Source organism: Pseudoalteromonas sp. M8, from assembly GCF_018141365.1.
In the GTDB taxonomy this organism is placed as follows: domain Bacteria; phylum Pseudomonadota; class Gammaproteobacteria; order Enterobacterales; family Alteromonadaceae; genus Pseudoalteromonas.
Genome location: NZ_CP047239.1, coordinates 757810 through 774910, shown reverse-complemented (window position 1 = coordinate 774910; position 17101 = coordinate 757810). Strand labels below are relative to the sequence as shown.

Sequence of the window (17101 nt, the reverse complement as noted above, 5' to 3'; positions counted from 1 at the left end):
TTAGACTCCGTTCCCGCAAGGAAAACTAGCAAGGATGCCAACATTCAAATACCGAGGAAACGATGAAAACTTATACTCTCACGCCAGCCGTGTTGATGCTCATGAGCAGCGTCGCCAGTGCAGAACCTGAAGTTCACTACGAGTCTTGTAAATCCACCTTTAACTATCTAGCCGCACAGTATCAAGGGACAACGGATAAAAATAATTCAGGTTCCCAGTGGTGCTATTTAAAACAAAGCATCGAAGGCGCAACATGGGGTCATGTCAGAACAGAAACCATCCCAGAATTCAAAACGGTAACCGGAAAAGCATGTAAAACGCCATCTGAGTATCAAGGTGAAAAGTTTTATGGCTGTACAACCCGAAATCACACCGCACCTTGGTGTTATGTCGAAGAGGGCGGTTGGGAAGAATGTCAACCAGAAGCGCCGCCAACGCTTTTAGCTCACACTCAACCCCTACAAAGTAAACGATTAGATAGAGTTGCGTTAGGTTCATGTTTCAAAACCAAAGGAGATATGCCAGAAGCGCTCGCTAAGTTAATTGGCCAACAACCGGATCTGTTTCTTTGGTTAGGGGACAATATCTACGCAGATACCACTGATATGGCGGTGATGCGCCAGAAGTATGATGATAAAAAGAATAATAGTGAATATCGCAAGTTTTTAGAGGCTAAGATCCCTGTGATGGCGACTTGGGATGACCATGATTTTGGTTGGAACAATGAAGGCAAACATTATCCAGAGAGAGTAAACGCACAAAAAGAATATTTGCGTCACTTTGATGTCGATAAAACAGATCCAAGACTGAATGGTCAAGCTGGTATTTATGAAGCAAAAATGTTGGGGGGATCGGGCGAAACCACGCATGTGATCACATTAGATGCCCGTTACTTCCGCTCTCCAACCTTCTCAAGTTACGGAACGTGTGAGGGGGAAAGTAGCACTATATTGGGAGAGGCGCAGTGGCAATGGCTTGAGCAAGAGTTACAAAAGCCATCAGAAATCAAGCTCATTGCAAGCGGCATTCAAGTACTGCCTCCGCTGCATCAAGGCAGAAGTAAAACTAACTACTGTGCTTATGGAGACGGCAAAACATTTAATGCTGCCATCGCGTCATTAGAAGAAACAAATATGTCTGGTACTAGTTATGAGTCTTGGGCTGAAATGCCAGCACAAAGGGAACGTTTGCTTAGGTTAGTACAGAAATCAGTGAACGAAGGTAAGACTAAAGCCGTTGTGTTTTTGTCTGGCGATCAACATTGGGGAGAGCTTTTGCAAAAGACTATTCCCGCAAGCAGCACATATGGTCAAGCAGTTAACGTCTACGAAGTGACGGCATCGGGTTTTGGTCAAAACTGGCCTTATCATATTAAAAATCCATTAAGATTACCTATTTACGCAGACGACAAAGGGGATGGCAATTTTGCCAAAGCATGTCAGCTACCGTTCAAATATGCAGGCATTACCTATCAAGGTTGTATCACGCGAGACAATGATAAGCCTTGGTGTTATACCCAAGTGGATGATAACCAAAAAGGTATTGAGGGTGAATGGGGCAACTGTGCGCCAGCTGGTGCTAATATCCCAACGGGACGAGTTGGCGTAGTTAGCAAAGATATCGCAAAGTTGACAACATCTAACCGCCATTTGATTAATAAATCGGGAAGTAACTACGGCTTGATAGACATTGATTGGCAAAATCGTGAGCTGAAAATGTCTATTGAAACGGCAAACGAGGAAGCGGTTTCCACTATCATTAAATTTTGATATGTTCATATTAGCTGGGCGCTCGCTCAGCTAATATGGGGCTTACATAGTAACTCTTTGTAAATTATCGAAATAAATTGTATACTGCGTGCAATCTCTGAATAAATCAGTTAGACTTCATTATGGATTGTAGGTCACGCAAATTAAAAGGACATTAATTTGAAATTTATCATTTCTCTTTTACCCGCACTTTTTTTAACTAAATTAGTCTTTTACATCACTGATTTTGAATATTTACTTTTTGAAGAGCCATTCGATTTTGGCAAATTGCTAATTGATATCAGTGTGTTCGGATTCTTCTATTTTACTTCAGTTATCGTTTACGAATACTTTTTTGGTGAAAAGCTAGAGCTCAAACGTCAAGTGACGAGCAAGCGGACTAAAGGTTCAATGTAAACTTATTGGGAGCTGGAAGGCTTTTTATAAGGCTCAAGTAAGCGAAATACCATAAAGCCCACCGCGCTTAATACAATTGCGATTTCATATCGCTGGTATGCACTAGAGATCCCTATTGCCCCGGTTAACCAGATACCTGCAGCGGTTGCTGTGCCATGTGTGGAATTATCGTTTTTCACAATTGAACCGCCACCAATAAAACCAATTCCAGTAATGACACCGTACATGACTCTCGCTTGTGCTTCATGTGACTCAAATACATCCATACTTGTTAAAATAAAAGCACAACAGGAAATAGCGACTAATGGGAATGTTCTAAGCCCCGCGCTATCAGAGCGACTTTCTCTATTAATAGCTAAAGGTAATGTAAGTAAAAACGCAAAAACAATTTGGTAAAAGTGATACCAAATGAGTGCTAAATCAAGATTAATCCAATCTGGCATTTTTTATCTCCTATACTGTTATTGGGTTAATGCAAAAGGCATTCCTTTGAGTTGGCATAACCCATGCAGGATGAAAGCGTCTATAACTTTTAGGAGAGAACAATGGATTTATTGAGGATCATCATTGCAATTCTGCTTCCACCACTTGGTGTATTTTTACAAGTCGGTCTTGGCGGGGCTTTTTGGTTAAATATTTTGCTGACATTGTTGGGTTATATACCAGGAATTGTGCATGCAGTGTGGGTGATCGCCCGTCGGTAAAAAGCGGACAACAAGTAACAATAACACGGTAATCTTTGCAGGGTATTATCCTGCAAAGATCTCCAGCACAATTGGCATTACTGAAAGCACAAGTAATGCAGCCATCACAAAATTAAACCATCTACGACTTTGCTCATTTTTTAATACATGTTTCAGCGATGAACCAAACACCAACCAGATCCCAACACAAGGAAATGACACCAACAGAAAGACAATGGTGATCATCAAGTTTTGACTCATAAAATCTGCGTCAGCGGAGGTATAAGTTGAAATAGCACCTATAGCGACAATCCATGCTTTTGCGTTTACCCACTGAAATAACGCGCCTTTTAAAAACGAAAAAGGTTGAGGGGTTGAGTCTGCATCAGTCGTGGGTGAAGACATCGCGACAAGGTAGGCAAGATATAAAAGGTAAATGACGCCAATGCACTTTAAAATAAAGTGCAAACTAGGAAATAGCTCAAAAAGCTGTGCAAAACCCAAGCCGACCAGCAACAGCATGATCGAAAAGCCAACACAAATACCGCTTAACAGGGGGATGCTTCTCTGTAAGCCAAAATTAACGCCAGACGTCATTACCATAATATTGTTTGGCCCGGGCGTTACGGAAGACGCAATAGCAAATAAAGTGATAGCAACCAAATAGTCCATTAAGTAGTCCTTTTTATATAGCCGGAGTGTTACATCAAGGCATTTGTTATCTTGAGAGTGCCTTTTGTCTGGTAATGCCAAGTGGATTTCATACTTCACTATTGGGTTTGCGCGCAAAATAGTCAATAGGTGATTAGTCGAGGTGTTGTTTTTAGTTTTGTTATAAGATAACATATTTAAAGTTATGGTATAACATAAATAAAAATAGGATCTCTCTCATGGTATTAAAAGGTAAACTTTTGGCAGTTGCCATTTCCGCAATTCTTCTTTCTGCATGTGGTGGTACTGAGCACACAATTGTAAAAGTAGACCCGCCAGCACAAGATAATGGCAATGATGACGATGGTCATGATGATCATGATCATGGAGATGCGATCACAGACGCAAATGGTCGCCTGTTAGTCACTAGCGCAGAAAGTAACGTTGTGAATGTGTACTCAACGGCGGATAAATCACTTATCGACTCGATTGGCGTTACACACTATCCAAAATATGTATATAGCTCTGAAAATCACCGCTTTGCTGTCTTGGTACAACGTGACCAAGGTTTAGTGGAGTTTATTGACGGTGGTTTATATGAAGAGGAGCATGGCGACCATCACCATACTCACGAAGAGTCGCCTGCACTTGCTTCGTTCCATTTAGAATCAGTGAAGCCAACACACGTGACTGTCGGTGAGTCTGGTATTGCTGTGTTCTCAGATGGCGACAAAGACAGCCAACAAAATGCCAGTGCCGCGATGTTTAGTGAAGCGCATATTAGCGGCGAGCAAAGCGAAGTCGCTGCATTACATTACGACACTTACATGCACGGTGCGGCGCAAGCTCGAGGCGAATTTCTAATTAGCACGATCAGAGACCCTCAAACCGAAACTTCTCTACCCTCGCAAATTGGTTTGTATCATGCGCATGGTGACCATTTTCATCAAGAGCAGGTATTTAACGTAAGCTGTCCAGCACTTCACGGCAGCGCACAAAATGAAGAAGCAGTGGCATTTGGTTGTGGTGATGGTGTTGCGGTTATCACTCAGCAAGGCGAAAGCTTTAGTGCAGTAAAACTAGCTAATCCAGATTACTTTGCTGACGGGCAGCGAATTGGCACCCTCAAAGGCCACCATGATGCAGAGCAATTTATCGCATCAGCAGGTAATGATGTGCTGATGGTTGACCCAGAGCACGGCCATATCGAGAAGCTTGAATGGCAAGTAAGTGATAACTATCGCATTGCGAGTTTTGGATTTAGCTTTGCGGGTGAGCATGTTGTGGTGATGGATACCGCAGGTAAACTCAGCATTTTTGCCGGTCATGAGCATGATGGTGAACACCATTTTGAAGCTGCAGGTGAAGTACAAGTAAGTGATGCTGATTTAACTACGATGCCAGAAGGTCACGGCTTCCAAATTACATTTTCTCATTCAGAGCAAGCGGTATATGTGAGCGACCCAATCGCAAAACAAATTAAAAAGTTTGATTTAGAAGAAGCCAAACTGGTAGACACATTTGAGCTAGATTACGTACCAGAAAAACTAGTATGGCTTGGTATTACTGCAGAGGAATCTCACGACCATTAACACTTAACCTCATGTAGTCCCTGACAATTTTTAACACTGTAGATAGTGGCTTTGCCACCTTAGTTAAGCTAAGGTGGCTTTTTTTAAGGAAAAAATATGATAATTAGACCAGCCACCATCAACGACTTAACTACACTTCTAGGTTTAGAACAGCAAGTGATCGAAGCGGAGCGTCCGTATAACTCAACAATCAAATCACAAGACGCCAAATACTACGATTTTGAAAAATTACTCACTTGTTCGAATACGTTAGTGGTTGTTGGTGAAGTATCAGAGCAAATAGTGGCAACAGGGTATGTGCAAATAAGAGCATCTAAACAGCAGCTACAGCACACGCAGCATGGTTATCTTGGGTTTATGTATGTAACACCTGAGCATCGTGGTAAAGGTTTGAATCAAGCGATCATGGAGCACTTAATCGCTTGGTGTAAAACCCAAAACGTCAACGACTTTTACCTTGATGTATACAGTAGTAATGCCGCAGCAATTCGCGCTTATGAAAAAGCGGGATTTACACCTTGCCTGCTTGAAATGAAGCTACACCTCTAGATTAACCAAAGTTTACAGCCAACCTTTGTGTTTAAAGAATAAATAAGGCGCAAAACCAGAGAGCAGCATAATAGCAATGGCAAAAGGATAGCCCCATGCCCAGTTTAGCTCTGGCATATTATTAAAATTCATCCCATACACACTGGCAACCACAGTGGGCGGCAAAAATACGACAGAGGCAATGGAGAAGGTTTTAATAATTTGGTTTTGTTCGATATTGATAAAACCCTGCGTAGAGTCCATCAAAAAATTCACTTTATCGAAGAGAAAGGCGCAGTGCGACATTAGGGTTTCGATATCTCGTGTGACTTCCCGGAGCGTTTCTCGCTCCTCAGATTGCACCCCCACATGGCGCATTAAAAACGAGATATTGCGCTGCGTATCCATCAAACATAAGCGCACTTTACCGTTGGCATCTTCTAGCCTTGAAATACGACTAACAGCTTCTTCTAGATCTGAGTCTTCTTCCTCAAGCACATAGGCACTGAGCTTTTCAAGCTGGTGGTGCATATCCTCAAGCATGTCCGCATGGTTTTCGACTTTTTGGTCGAACAAAGTCACTAACAGCTGTTTTGGGTTATCGCACGCCACTTGCCCTTTACGCGCACGCAGTCGCAGCAACCTAAAATCCGCAAGCTCGTCATCACGAATGGTTAATAAGCAGTTTTTTTGTAATAAGCAGGCCACGGTCACCGTATTAAAACGCCCGTCATTGGGAGACATAAATAAAGCGTGTACATGCAGACCTTCGCTGTCGATAAAACAGCGCGAAGAGGCTTCGATTTCCTCTACGTCATCCGCACCAGGAAGGGTAATATTTAGCGTGTTTGCTAGAGCAACTCGCTCCTCCTCAGTGGGATTAATAGTATCTATCCAATGGGCGTTTTTGATTGCTATTTCAATCGGGGTGTCGGCGCTTGGTTCCATTTCGGAAATTACACCGTGTTCAATCGAAAAAAACCTCAGCATCTCATTACTCTACACGACGACTCTTTGGCAAAGTATAAGAGTGAATGTATTAATCAACAATGACAATCCAAGGATTATCCGCAGATTATTCAGCTTGATAGGTGTAGATATTACGCGCCGCAACCGAGTTATTCATAATTGTTGTGTAATTAGCAACCAATTTAAAGCCATGGCGCTGAAATAAATGATTCACTGCTAAGGCATCTACTCGACAACGAGTGTGGATAGGTTGGCGAGTAGCGGCTAAGGTGTCTTGTAGCAATTGCTTGCCAATTCCTTTGCCGCGAATATTCGCATCAACCATAAAGTTCGAAATATATAGGCCTGACGTAAGATCAAAGCGCGCCTTATCTTTAAAATGCGCGATTGGCACTAGCGACAAACTGCCTATAAGTTGCTTTGTTGAGTCATCAAAAATAACACGTACTTCGCCTTCTTCGATTTCCTTTTCCATAAGCAAGCGAATGGCTGCTTGGTCTATTTCTTCATTACGTGGCGGCGCTGAAAAGGTCGCGATGTATAGCTCAGTAAGCTGCTCAACAATATCGCGGGTTGGGGTAGAGATTATTTCAATCATGCAGATACGCTCCGTGTTTTTGGATCAGCTTGGTAACTTTCGAGTAAGTGCTCAATATTACGTTTAAACAACTCGCTGGCATGTTCTGTTAGTACCGTATTTTTCGCTATCGCATGGCCTAGATACAAGTTGTATAGCTCGTACGCCGCGCACTGCGCATCAAGCTCAGGATGAAAAATACCGCTTTCTATCCCTTGCACAATTTTATGCTTAATATAGCTAAATAATCGGTTATGTTGCTCGGTAACTTTGGTATGAATAGGGCTGTCTGTATGGCAATTAAATTCAACCAACGCTTTGATAAACGGGCAAGTTGAATGTGGCTCATTAAATAGTTCACGAGTCCAGTCTGCCCAAATAGAAAAGAGCATTTTGAGTTGCACTAGGGGATCTTGGTGTCGTGCCGGTGCGACGACATGCAGCATAAATTGATCTTCACAGTAATCGAGGATCGCCAACTGCATATCTTCTTTACTGTCAAAATGCGAGATAAGCCCGCTGCGAGACAAGCCACAAAGCTTTGCCATAGAACCAATAGTGACTTCTATTAAGCCATATTGGCTACTAAAGCGCATACCTTGCTCTAAAATGGTTTGTCTCGTTCTCTCGCCTTTATTCATCACTTATGCAGTTATTCTTTGAGTAATACGTTGAATAACGCCAGTATCGCCTAAAATGCGGCGATGTCCAAGGCCTGAGGTTTGGATTAAACGCTCAGGAGTGGCAGCGATAAGCGACTCTACGTGTTCAAATGGCGCAAATCGGTCCTCGGTATCGTGAATAAATGTCGGCTTAAACTTAAGTACACCGTCGTGGAATTTATCTCGGATCAAATGCCAATGCGTGCCATATCTTGTGGTGATAGCGCCTAACACTTGGTGCAGCATTTTTTCAGAAATACCCGCTCGCGCAACGCGCTCAAACATCAGCTCAAAAAACTGCACGGGAGTTGCAACATTTATAACCACACGATTTTCTAGGCGATAATCCGGTAAGTTCATCAGCGCCACAGCGCCCATAGAATGCCCCACCAAAGCCACGATATCATGGCGATCGGCTTCTAGCTTCTCAATCAGGGTATCCAGTGCTTCAACAAAAGCCAGCAAATGGGCTTGCTTACCATGAGATTGTCCATGACCAACATGATCAATCGCCACAACGCAAAATCCCGCTGCTACGAGTTCAGGGATCAAAGTATCAAAGCAACTGCTGTTATCGGCCCAACCATGACTTAACACAACGGTCTTCGGACCAAGGCCAAACACGTTTACATGAACGCGACCAAGCGAGGTAAGAATATTGAACTCACCATTGGGTTTTTTATTTTTAAACTGATATTGACGCTTACCATGCGGACTCATCAGTAGTACCTGACCTAACCTCGAAGTAATAGGTGGCGCAAGCGTGCACATAAGCCCTGTAACACCCCGACTTATCTTGGTAATAAGCGAGCCGTCTTTGTCGTTAAAGTAGCTGAATTTCATCCTGACCTCTAAAAAAGAACACTTGTACTTTTATTAAAATAGAACAGTTGTACTTTTTTGTAAAGCATAACAATCACCTTTTAATATTGCAGCTGGTTTACCGAGCGATACATCCCCATGTAGGATCTGGTTCACCCAGCGACACACCCCGCGTAGGAGCTGGTTTACCCAGCGATACACCTCCGCGTAGGAGCTGTTTTACCCAGCGATACACCCCGCGTAGGAGCTGGTTTACCCAGCGATACACCTCGCGTAGGAGCTGGTTTACCCAGCGATACACCTCCGCGTAGGAGCTGGTTTACCCAGCGATACACCTCGCGTAGGAGCTGTTTTACCCAGCGATACACCTCGCGTAGGAGCTGGTTCACCCAGCGATCTTTATAAGGCACCAACCGCTACACAAAGCACCTTATACGGACTCCACACCACCCGTAGGAGCTGGTTTACCCAGCGATCTTTTTAAAACGCCGGCTGCGGATTACTCACGGCTATGAGGGGCATACCCTCAATAAGGTTTATCTTTAAAGAACGGTTAAACGTGAAAAACGATGAAAATGTTTCAAATTACGTAAAGTTGGTGAAGTATTGAGTGCTTTATTGTTTTTTCATTGCAATTTATCGAGAGAAGCTTGTCTTTATATTTAACTAAATGTAATGTTTGGGTTAATTTCAAGGGAGCTAACGTAAAACAATGGTGGACAGATGCAAACGCCAGAGGAATATGAGGTAAGCCAGCGGATAGGTAGGTTAATACTTGGGTTAAAGCGTACCAGAGGTATGACCCGAGAAGATGTCTGTAAACGTTTAGGTATAGGCTCGCGCACGTTAGATAATTACCTAAACGGAGTGAGCTCATTTAAACTTGGGACATTGTTAAAGTTTGCGGATCTTTGCAAGGTAAAACTGGCTGATATTTTGGATGATACCGAGGCGCTGAAGCGCTTGTATCCTGAGAATATTAAAGACAAAGGCAATATCTTTTTGTTATTTACGGGCTATTTTGTCGGCGTTATGGTGCTTGAATTTACCTTATTTGCTTTTCTTATATTGTTATTGTTTTATGCGCGTAATGACAAGAATAGCCAAAGCATTGTTGCAATTTTTATATTTGCTTTTTCGTTAGAAATCGTTGTTGCATACTGGTTGAATTATGTCGTCTTCCCAGCTATTGAAAGCTATTACATTGAAAATATCTATGCTTTTGCAACTCAACTTTTACTGAGTTTACTGCTGGCGCTAATGATCAAATACAGAATGTTTTTAGGTGCGTGGTTTACCAAAGGGAATTCAGCCAGCATTTTTGAGAAGAACCAAGTAGATGCGCCGCTTTATGCACTCGCATGTACGTTAGCTTTGATTGATTTTGCGGCATTGATGGAAAACTTTATCCGTAACCTAGAGCGTTTAGGAATAAGTGAAGAAGTTGCCAAACCATTTTGGGAGCTAGCCTTTATTTATAATTACTTTGCTTATATCAAGGCCGTGCCTTATCTGCTCTGCATGTTTGTTTTATACGCAGGAATAACAGCGCGTAGTAAGCAGGTTTTAAATAAAGCAAATGCTGCGCCTACACAATAATGTGAAGATTTTCACATAAAAATAGAGAAGTTTGTGTGTTTTTAATTATTGATTTTAATGGTCTGCAAAACAACAAATAAGCAGGTTTAGCGAGGGTTGCTTAAATCGATTGATACCAAAAATTCAAATATAATGATAAGTTTGTTTCTGTTTTGGGTTGTTTTGCGAGTATGCACCTAAAAATAGTACTGTCATCTACTTGTCTTTATATTTAACTGAATGTAAACTTTTGGTTAATTTGGTTGGGGTGATTGAGAGATATGGTGGGGCGATGCAGACGCCAGAAGAATACGAGGTAAGCCAACGTATCGGCCGATTGATACGAGGGCTAAAGCGCAAAAAAGGGATGACCCGAGAAGAGGTTAGCCGGCGTTTAGGTGTGGGTGACAGGACCCTTGATAACTATTTAAATGGCTCTAGCTCCTTTAAGCTTGGGACATTGCTTCGGTTTGCTGAAATCTGTAAAGTAAAGTTATCAGATATTTTAGAAGATACAGATAAGCTCTCTGGCCTGTATGGAGAAAAAAGTGAGGAAAAGAACAATGAAGGCTGCACAGAAAAAACTAATAAAAATAGCCCTTAGTCACTCATTGTGTAAACAGATTTACGGTGGTATTGGTACTTCAAAAGGAGAGATTCCTAGGGGTGTAGAGGCGGAAGCTATTAAACCTGACTCCTAGACGATGTTTAAGTGAAGCCAGTAATTAGAGAGTAAGTATATATGAAAAGTTTATTTAGCCTGACTTCGCCAACGAATCAAAAGAAGCTCATAAACAAAGTTCTTAGTTATTCAAGGTGTAAATTGGTATGTGGCGCAACTGCTGTCAAAGGCGGAGGTCCAAGAGATCAACAAGTCGAAGCTACAAAACAAAGTTCTAGTGGTTAGGGTTGTTATTATGAGAAGTCTTTTTAGTTTATCGTTGATAACATGTATTATAGCGTTGCTATTTGCATCTGTTATAAAGTTTGGTGTACTTGAATCGATCATCTGCGCTATGCTCTTTTTACTGACCTGCTTTTCAAGAAAAGACGAAAATAGTCAATTGCTTACATTGATTTTTGCAGCAGTTTTTGTATTAGAAGTTTGTGTTGCAATTGGGTCTAGGTACTTTATTTTTCCAGCAGTAGAGAGTTTCTTTGTAGAAAACATATATGCATTTGGACTTCAACTTCTGGTCAATCTCCTATTGTTGTTTTTAGTAAAACATCGAATGACAATAGCTGTTTTGTTGACTAGGGGAAAATCCGCTTCCGTGTTCGAAAAAAATTATGCAGAGGGGCCTCTATATTTTCTAGTTATGGTGCTTGTGTTTATAGACTTTATGGCGTTAATGGAAAACTTTTTACGTAACTTAGATCGTATGGGAGTTAATGAGGAGACTGCTAAAATATTCTGGGAAGTCACGTTTTTTTATGACTATTTTGAATATCTTAAAGCAGTACCTACTTTTCTATGTATTACACTCTTGTATGTCGGTTTGGTTGTTCGAACTAAAAGACAACCAATCCAAAATTAGCTAAATCTTATGTAAACGCAGTAGCTTTCGAATACTGCGTTTCAATTTTATATTGCAAACACCTGCCACAGTTAGAAAGCATGAGCATTTTATTCTCCTAGTTATGTTTCAACCTCAATACCTATGCTGCTCTCATCTATTTAGAACATGTACTTGTCTTTATATTAAACAAAATGTAATGTTTGGGTTAATTTGGTGTTTTGGTTAAAGGGAAAGCGGGGCGATGCAAACGCCAGAAGAGTACGAAGTAAGTCAGCGTGTAGGGCTACTAATAAAGGGTCTTAAGCATAAACGCGGGATGTCGCGAGAAGATATATGTCGCCACCTCGGGATTGGCATGCGAACGCTAGACAACTACCTCAATGGTGTTAGTTCTTTTAAGCTTGGTACGTTAATGAAGTTTGCTGACTTATGTAAAGTCAAACTCGCTGATATTTTAGATGATACCGAAGCGCTCTCACGACTATATCCAGACAATATGAAGGACAAGGGTAGTATTCTTACATTGCTTTTTGGCTTAGGTACAACCGCTATGCTTTTCGAGTCTGTTTTCTTGCTTTTATTAATTGCGCTGCTTTGCTATTCATATAAGGACAAAAACAGTCAATGCATGGTCGCAATTTTTGTCACCGTTTATATGTTAACGAATATAGCTAACTACTGGCTGCATTTTGTTCTTTTTCCCGTGGTTACTAATGTCTTCTATCAAAATATTTATGCTTTCTCAACTAACTTGTCTTTAAGCTTACTTTTATTCATTTTACTTAAATATAGAATGAAATTTGCTGTATTTATCACGCGAGGCAAGTCTGAAGATGTCTTCGAGAAAAACCCTATAGAGGCACCTCTGTGCTTCCTAGCAATGATGATAGCGCTCATTGATTTTTGCGCATTGATGGAAAATTTTATTCGCAACTTAGAGCATATCGGTATGGATGAAGATTTCGCTAAGACATTCTGGGAATTAACTTTCTTTTATGATTATTACGAATACATTAAAGCCCCGCCGATCTTACTCAGTTTAGTACTCCTCTATGCAGGAATACTCGCACGGAAAAGAAATACGCAGCAGCCCCAAAGTACGTAGTAATAAGTCGATAAGTAAATCACGGAATAAGGAGACGGCGGGCTGATGCAAACGCCAGAAGAGTACGAAGTAAGCCAGCGCATAGGGCTGCTAATAAAAGGTCTAAAGCATAAACGCGGGATGTCACGAGAAGATATATGTCGCCACCTCGGGATTGGCATGCGAACGTTAGACAACTACCTTAATGGCGTTAGCTCCTTCAAGCTTGGTACGTTAATGAAATTTGCCGATCTCTGCAGAGTTAAACTCGCTGATATTTTGGATGATACCGAAGCGCTCTCACGACTGTATCCAGACAATATGAAGGACAAAGGTAGTATTCTAGCCTTGCTAATGACTACGGTAGTAAGTGCTACAGTTTTTGAGCCGATCACCTGTATTTTACTTTTTGTCTTAGTTTATTTATGTAAAGAAGATCAAAATAGCTTATCGCTAACTTTGATTTTTGCTGTTGTGCTTTCACTGGATGCAGTAATGGTATTTTACTTAAAAAATATTGTTTTTCCGGTGGTTGAAAGCTATTACATCGAGAATATTTATGCCTACGGTGGTCAGTTAATCTCAAGCCTACTGCTGTTATTTCTGCTCAAGTATCGAATGTCACTTTCAGTTTTTTTCACACGTGGTAAATCAGCCTCGGTATTCGAGAAAAATTACGCGGAAGGGCCATTGTATTTCTTAGCTTTAACGTTAGTGCTTATAGACTTCTTTGCATTGATGGAAAACTTTCTTCGTAATTTAGAGCGCCTAGGTATGGATGAGGAAGCTGCTAAAATATTCTGGGAAGTTACGTTCTTTTTTGACCACTTTGCGTATCTAAAAGCTTTTCCGACACTATTGTGCATTACTCTGTTGTATATTGGATTGCTCGCACGTAAGAAGAGCCGCCAGCAGCTATCACACTTTTAATAACAATAGATTAATTATTAGATTCAGGAAATGGTAGGTCGATGCAAACGCCAGAAGAATACGAAGTAAGCCAGCGCATAGGGCTATTGATAAAGGGCCTCAAGCATAAACGCGGGATGTCACGAGAAGATATATGCCGCCACCTCGGGATTGGCATGCGAACGCTAGACAACTACCTTAATGGCGTTAGCTCTTTTAAGCTTGGTACGTTAATGAAGTTTGCTGACCTCTGTAGAGTCAAGCTTGCCGATATTTTAGATGATACCGAAGCGCTCTCACGACTATATCCAGACAATATGAAGGACAAGGGCAGTATTCTTACGCTTATCTTGGGTTCGGCTTTTGGCGTAATTATTTTTGAGTCCATTTTATTTATCTTATTGTTGGTTTTGTTCTTTTACTCTTACAAAGACAAAAATAGTCAGCTGTTGACGTTATGTTTTGCAGTGCCTTACTTTCTTGCAATTGTAGCGATATACATGCTTCGCATCGCGATCTTCCCTGTTGTGGAAAGCTACTTTATAGAAAATATATTTGCGTTTTCAATTCAGTTTTCTCTCAGCCTACTGTTGCTCTTTTTACTCAAGCATCGTATCGAGATAGCTATTATTTTAACTCGGGGAAAGTCGGCTTCTGTCTTTGAAAAAAACTATGCTGAAGGGCCATTATATTTCCTAGCAATGGTTTTAGCTCTCGTTGACTTTCTGGCATTAATGGAAAACTTTCTTCGTAACCTAGATAGAATGGGTATAAACGAAGAAACCGCAAAGGTGTTCTGGGAAGTAACCTTTTTTTATGACTATTTTGCTTACTTAAAATCAGTGCCTATGTTGCTGTGTGTCGCAGTACTTTATATCGGTTATATCGCACGTAATCAAGTATCAAGATCGGCTGAACATGTTGAGTAATAATGGTAGTATTTGATGTCGATTATACTGATTTTTCGTTTATGAGTTGCTGCTATAGTTTGGTCTCCTCAACCCTTTGAGGATAGCGTTAAATCATAGATTACTTTGCAAAAGCACACAAAATCGTCTGCGGAAAAAATAAGTGACACCCATTACTATTAACATCAAAGCTGAGGAAGTGAAGTAAAAAAGTATAAAATTACTTCAATCATAATGGTCAAAAAAAATAAGTGACACCCATCATAATGGTCAAAAAAAAATAAGTGACACCCATCATAATTGCATTGATGTTAGGAATAGCTGGTTTGAAATTTGTGGTGGATGCCCTTGATTTTTTATTGGGAATAAATCACAGTGCTCGGCGCAGCCCCCTGTCAAAAGCCCAGATATGAACACCTAACCACACCAATAGTAATGCTAAAAATGGCTTGTAATTGGAAATGTCCATATGAGCGATATTGATTCTTTAGTAGAGTAGTTATTAAGTGCGTAGAACGTGCAAGACCAAACTCCTTTGATTTGGAGGTGTGGTCTTGCAGTGGCTTGTGGACACTGCAATGCCTGACCTGTGCAGCCCATTGAAAAACAGTAACTGTCTAAATCAGGCTTAAACTAGTGTACACTAGCACATCGTACTTTACTTCACTTCACACACTCTCCATAAAGATTCGTCTTTATAATTAAATTCAGCTGTTTGAACATATGTAGATCTGTACAAGCTCCCATGATATCTGTCTACGGAAGTTATTTGATATATTCCATCAGAATTAGCATCTTTAATAATCCAACGTGATCGTTCTGAAAAATCAACATCTTTTTTGACAGAGACAGCATCTCCCTTACCATTTGAGAACATTGCTCCTGCACTATTTAAGATCCCGAACTCTCCATCATTGTTTTTGTCTTGAAGAGTCCAAGTTTGGCTCGAACTACTTCTCATAACTAGCTTGCCATTCGATGCTGCAATCGAAGATTTTTTATCAACTGAATACAGTTTTATATTTGATCCTTTATTTCCGTACAAAGTACCTTTTAAACATTTTTCTGTTGGTTTAGGTTTGGGCTTTGGTGGTGGACATATCGCTTTTGTATAACGTGAGTAAGGCTTTTGCTCCCCTACTGTAGTTGGGCATAACTCATCAAAGCTAACAGTATATTCCGCCGACTGCCCTAGACTAGCAACAACATTGCAGTCTCTATCTCTTGAAAAATCACTGGTTCTTTTGGCATACGGAGGGATTTCAGACCCTTTACAAGCACGAAATACTCTTTCCGCTCCTTTCTCATTTAATGAGAAAGGCTCGATTTTGTTGGCAATACGTGGGCGAGTGGTGAGGTGAATTGAAGTCGTATCACAACTCCGAGCTCCCAGAGATGAAACATACCAATCGTAGTGAGGCCCATCACTATTAGCAAATTCAGATGTACCATGTTTGAAAGCATTCGGTACGTCCCCATAACACACTTCAATTGTTGAATCATTTGAATTTGAATCAACAACATGAATTTCATTATAATGAATTGAACCGTCCCAACATTGAGCTTCTATAGATTTACTCTCGATGTAATAGTTGGCTGGCATTGGAACGCTAGGAACATTGCATACTGGCCGCGCATACTCTATCGGCTGGGTAATATAAGACTTCCCATCACAAAAAATGCTCGTTCGGCTTATGTCTGTAACTACTTCGCCCAAAGGAATGTCTGCCGTTCGACAATAAGTACCTGCTTCAGCAAAACTACTGAACCCCATAGCGAATAAAATCGAGGGTATAAAAATAGCTGCAGAAGAATGGTTATAAGTTTTCATATATTGATTTTCCTTAAATATAGCTCTCGTGACAAATTAACAAAGCTGATGTTACGCCATTATACCACGAGCTTTACCTATATTTGTACCCTATATAGTTGGTTTATTCTTAAATCAATTGAATTACTTGATAAATCTAACCGATCTTTCTGCATTAAAATTGCAGATTTTTTAATCACACAACCAAAGTAGAAAATAAGAGAGAGTGAGAAAATAAGAGAGGGTTATCGTGAGAGAAAATAAAGGAAAGAAAATAAGAGTAAGAAAAGAAGTAAAAGAAGTAAAAAGAAAAAAAGTAAAGAAAAAAAGTGAAGAGTAAAAGAAGTGACACCCACCACTATTAACGTCAAAGCTGAGGAAGTGAAGTAAAAAGTATAAAAATACTTCAGTCGCTGGGTACAAAAACATTTTTCTATAGGCTAATTTTTAGCGCCCAAGCGTATCTCTACATCAAAACCGAGTTATCGTGCACGACAAAGCGCTGCAAATACATTAAAAGAAGTGACACCCACCACTATTAACGTCAAAGCTGAGGAAGTGAAGTAAAAAGTATAAAAATACTTCAGTCGCTGGGTACAAAAACATTTTTCTATAGGCTAATTTTTAGCGCCCAAGCGTATCT

17 protein-coding genes and 1 pseudogene are annotated in these 17101 nt (G+C 40.7%); 11 read left to right on the top strand and 7 right to left on the bottom strand.

The genetic code is table 11. The features are described 5' to 3' along the window. The first annotated feature begins 62 nt into the window (after positions 1-62). On the top strand, positions 63-1769 hold the full coding sequence (locus tag GSF13_RS03115) for an alkaline phosphatase D family protein (protein ID WP_211865106.1): 1707 nt from the start codon (positions 63-65) through the stop codon (positions 1767-1769). Positions 1770-1928: 159 nt separating this feature from the next. Beyond that, positions 1929-2165, top strand: a complete 237-nt coding sequence (locus tag GSF13_RS03110) for a hypothetical protein (RefSeq protein ID WP_010603705.1) — start codon at positions 1929-1931, stop codon at positions 2163-2165. A gap of 2 nt (positions 2166-2167) precedes the next feature. Here the strand turns inward: GSF13_RS03110 and GSF13_RS03105 are convergent, their stop codons facing one another. Continuing rightward, positions 2168-2608, bottom strand: a complete 441-nt coding sequence (locus GSF13_RS03105) for an MgtC/SapB family protein (RefSeq protein WP_010603704.1) — start codon at positions 2606-2608, stop codon at positions 2168-2170. A gap of 102 nt (positions 2609-2710) precedes the next feature. Here GSF13_RS03105 and GSF13_RS03100 point away from each other — a divergent pair, with 102 nt between their 5' ends. After that, complete coding sequence (locus GSF13_RS03100; RefSeq protein ID WP_010369885.1) at positions 2711-2869, top strand: YqaE/Pmp3 family membrane protein; 159 nt, start codon at positions 2711-2713, stop codon at positions 2867-2869. A 45-nt stretch (positions 2870-2914) separates the two neighbouring features. On the opposite strand, the gene GSF13_RS03095 is transcribed toward GSF13_RS03100, so the two are convergent. After that, positions 2915-3520 (bottom strand): LysE family translocator, encoded by a 606-nt coding sequence (locus GSF13_RS03095; RefSeq protein WP_010603703.1) that lies wholly within the window; start codon positions 3518-3520, stop codon positions 2915-2917. Between the two features lie 218 nt (positions 3521-3738). On the opposite strand from GSF13_RS03095, the gene GSF13_RS03090 reads away from it, so the two are divergent. Together GSF13_RS03090 and GSF13_RS03085 are read left to right on the top strand one after the other, a co-directional pair. After that, on the top strand, positions 3739-5091 hold the full coding sequence (locus tag GSF13_RS03090) for a hypothetical protein (RefSeq protein WP_174169502.1): 1353 nt from the start codon (positions 3739-3741) through the stop codon (positions 5089-5091). Positions 5092-5187: 96 nt separating this feature from the next. After that, on the top strand, positions 5188-5640 hold the full coding sequence (locus GSF13_RS03085) for a GNAT family N-acetyltransferase (protein WP_211865105.1): 453 nt from the start codon (positions 5188-5190) through the stop codon (positions 5638-5640). A gap of 12 nt (positions 5641-5652) precedes the next feature. Here the strand turns inward: GSF13_RS03085 and corA are convergent, their stop codons facing one another. The 4 genes from corA to GSF13_RS03065 all read right to left on the bottom strand — a co-directional run bounded on the left by corA (position 5653) and on the right by GSF13_RS03065 (position 8670). Then, the gene (corA, locus tag GSF13_RS03080; RefSeq protein WP_010603700.1) at positions 5653-6609 is read right to left on the bottom strand and encodes a magnesium/cobalt transporter CorA; all 957 of its coding nucleotides are present in this window, start codon (positions 6607-6609) and stop codon (positions 5653-5655) included. An 85-nt stretch (positions 6610-6694) separates the two neighbouring features. After that, a complete protein-coding gene (locus GSF13_RS03075; protein ID WP_102058424.1) occupies positions 6695-7186 on the bottom strand; it encodes a GNAT family N-acetyltransferase in 492 nt (163 codons plus the stop codon). After that, positions 7183-7806, bottom strand: a complete 624-nt coding sequence (locus GSF13_RS03070) for a TetR/AcrR family transcriptional regulator (RefSeq protein WP_029215706.1) — start codon at positions 7804-7806, stop codon at positions 7183-7185. The genes GSF13_RS03075 and GSF13_RS03070 overlap by 4 nt, the downstream gene beginning before the upstream one ends. Before the next feature lie 3 nt (positions 7807-7809). Then, a complete protein-coding gene (locus GSF13_RS03065) occupies positions 7810-8670 on the bottom strand; it encodes an alpha/beta fold hydrolase (protein ID WP_010603697.1) in 861 nt (286 codons plus the stop codon). A gap of 702 nt (positions 8671-9372) precedes the next feature. Here GSF13_RS03065 and GSF13_RS03060 point away from each other — a divergent pair. The 6 genes and pseudogenes from GSF13_RS03060 to GSF13_RS03035 all read left to right on the top strand — a co-directional run bounded on the left by GSF13_RS03060 (position 9373) and on the right by GSF13_RS03035 (position 14669). After that, positions 9373-10248, top strand: a complete 876-nt coding sequence (locus GSF13_RS03060) for a helix-turn-helix transcriptional regulator (RefSeq protein WP_211865104.1) — start codon at positions 9373-9375, stop codon at positions 10246-10248. Between the two features lie 271 nt (positions 10249-10519). Further along, a pseudogene (locus GSF13_RS03055) lies at positions 10520-10786 on the top strand (helix-turn-helix transcriptional regulator); the annotation flags it as partial. A gap of 358 nt (positions 10787-11144) precedes the next feature. Further along, positions 11145-11765 carry a hypothetical protein gene (locus GSF13_RS03050; RefSeq protein WP_099640846.1) on the top strand — a complete coding sequence of 207 codons (621 nt, stop codon included), beginning with the start codon at positions 11145-11147 and terminating at the stop codon, positions 11763-11765. A 223-nt stretch (positions 11766-11988) separates the two neighbouring features. Then, on the top strand, positions 11989-12852 hold the full coding sequence (locus GSF13_RS03045) for a helix-turn-helix transcriptional regulator (protein ID WP_211865100.1): 864 nt from the start codon (positions 11989-11991) through the stop codon (positions 12850-12852). Positions 12853-12897: 45 nt separating this feature from the next. Then, entirely contained in the window at positions 12898-13761 is an 864-nt protein-coding gene (locus GSF13_RS03040) for a helix-turn-helix transcriptional regulator (RefSeq protein WP_211865098.1), read from the top strand. A 41-nt stretch (positions 13762-13802) separates the two neighbouring features. Beyond that, positions 13803-14669 carry a helix-turn-helix transcriptional regulator gene (locus GSF13_RS03035; protein WP_211865096.1) on the top strand — a complete coding sequence of 289 codons (867 nt, stop codon included), beginning with the start codon at positions 13803-13805 and terminating at the stop codon, positions 14667-14669. Between the two features lie 637 nt (positions 14670-15306). Here the strand turns inward: GSF13_RS03035 and GSF13_RS03030 are convergent. After that, complete coding sequence (locus GSF13_RS03030; RefSeq protein ID WP_211865094.1) at positions 15307-16479, bottom strand: hypothetical protein; 1173 nt, start codon at positions 16477-16479, stop codon at positions 15307-15309. Positions 16480-17101: the final 622 nt, after the last annotated feature.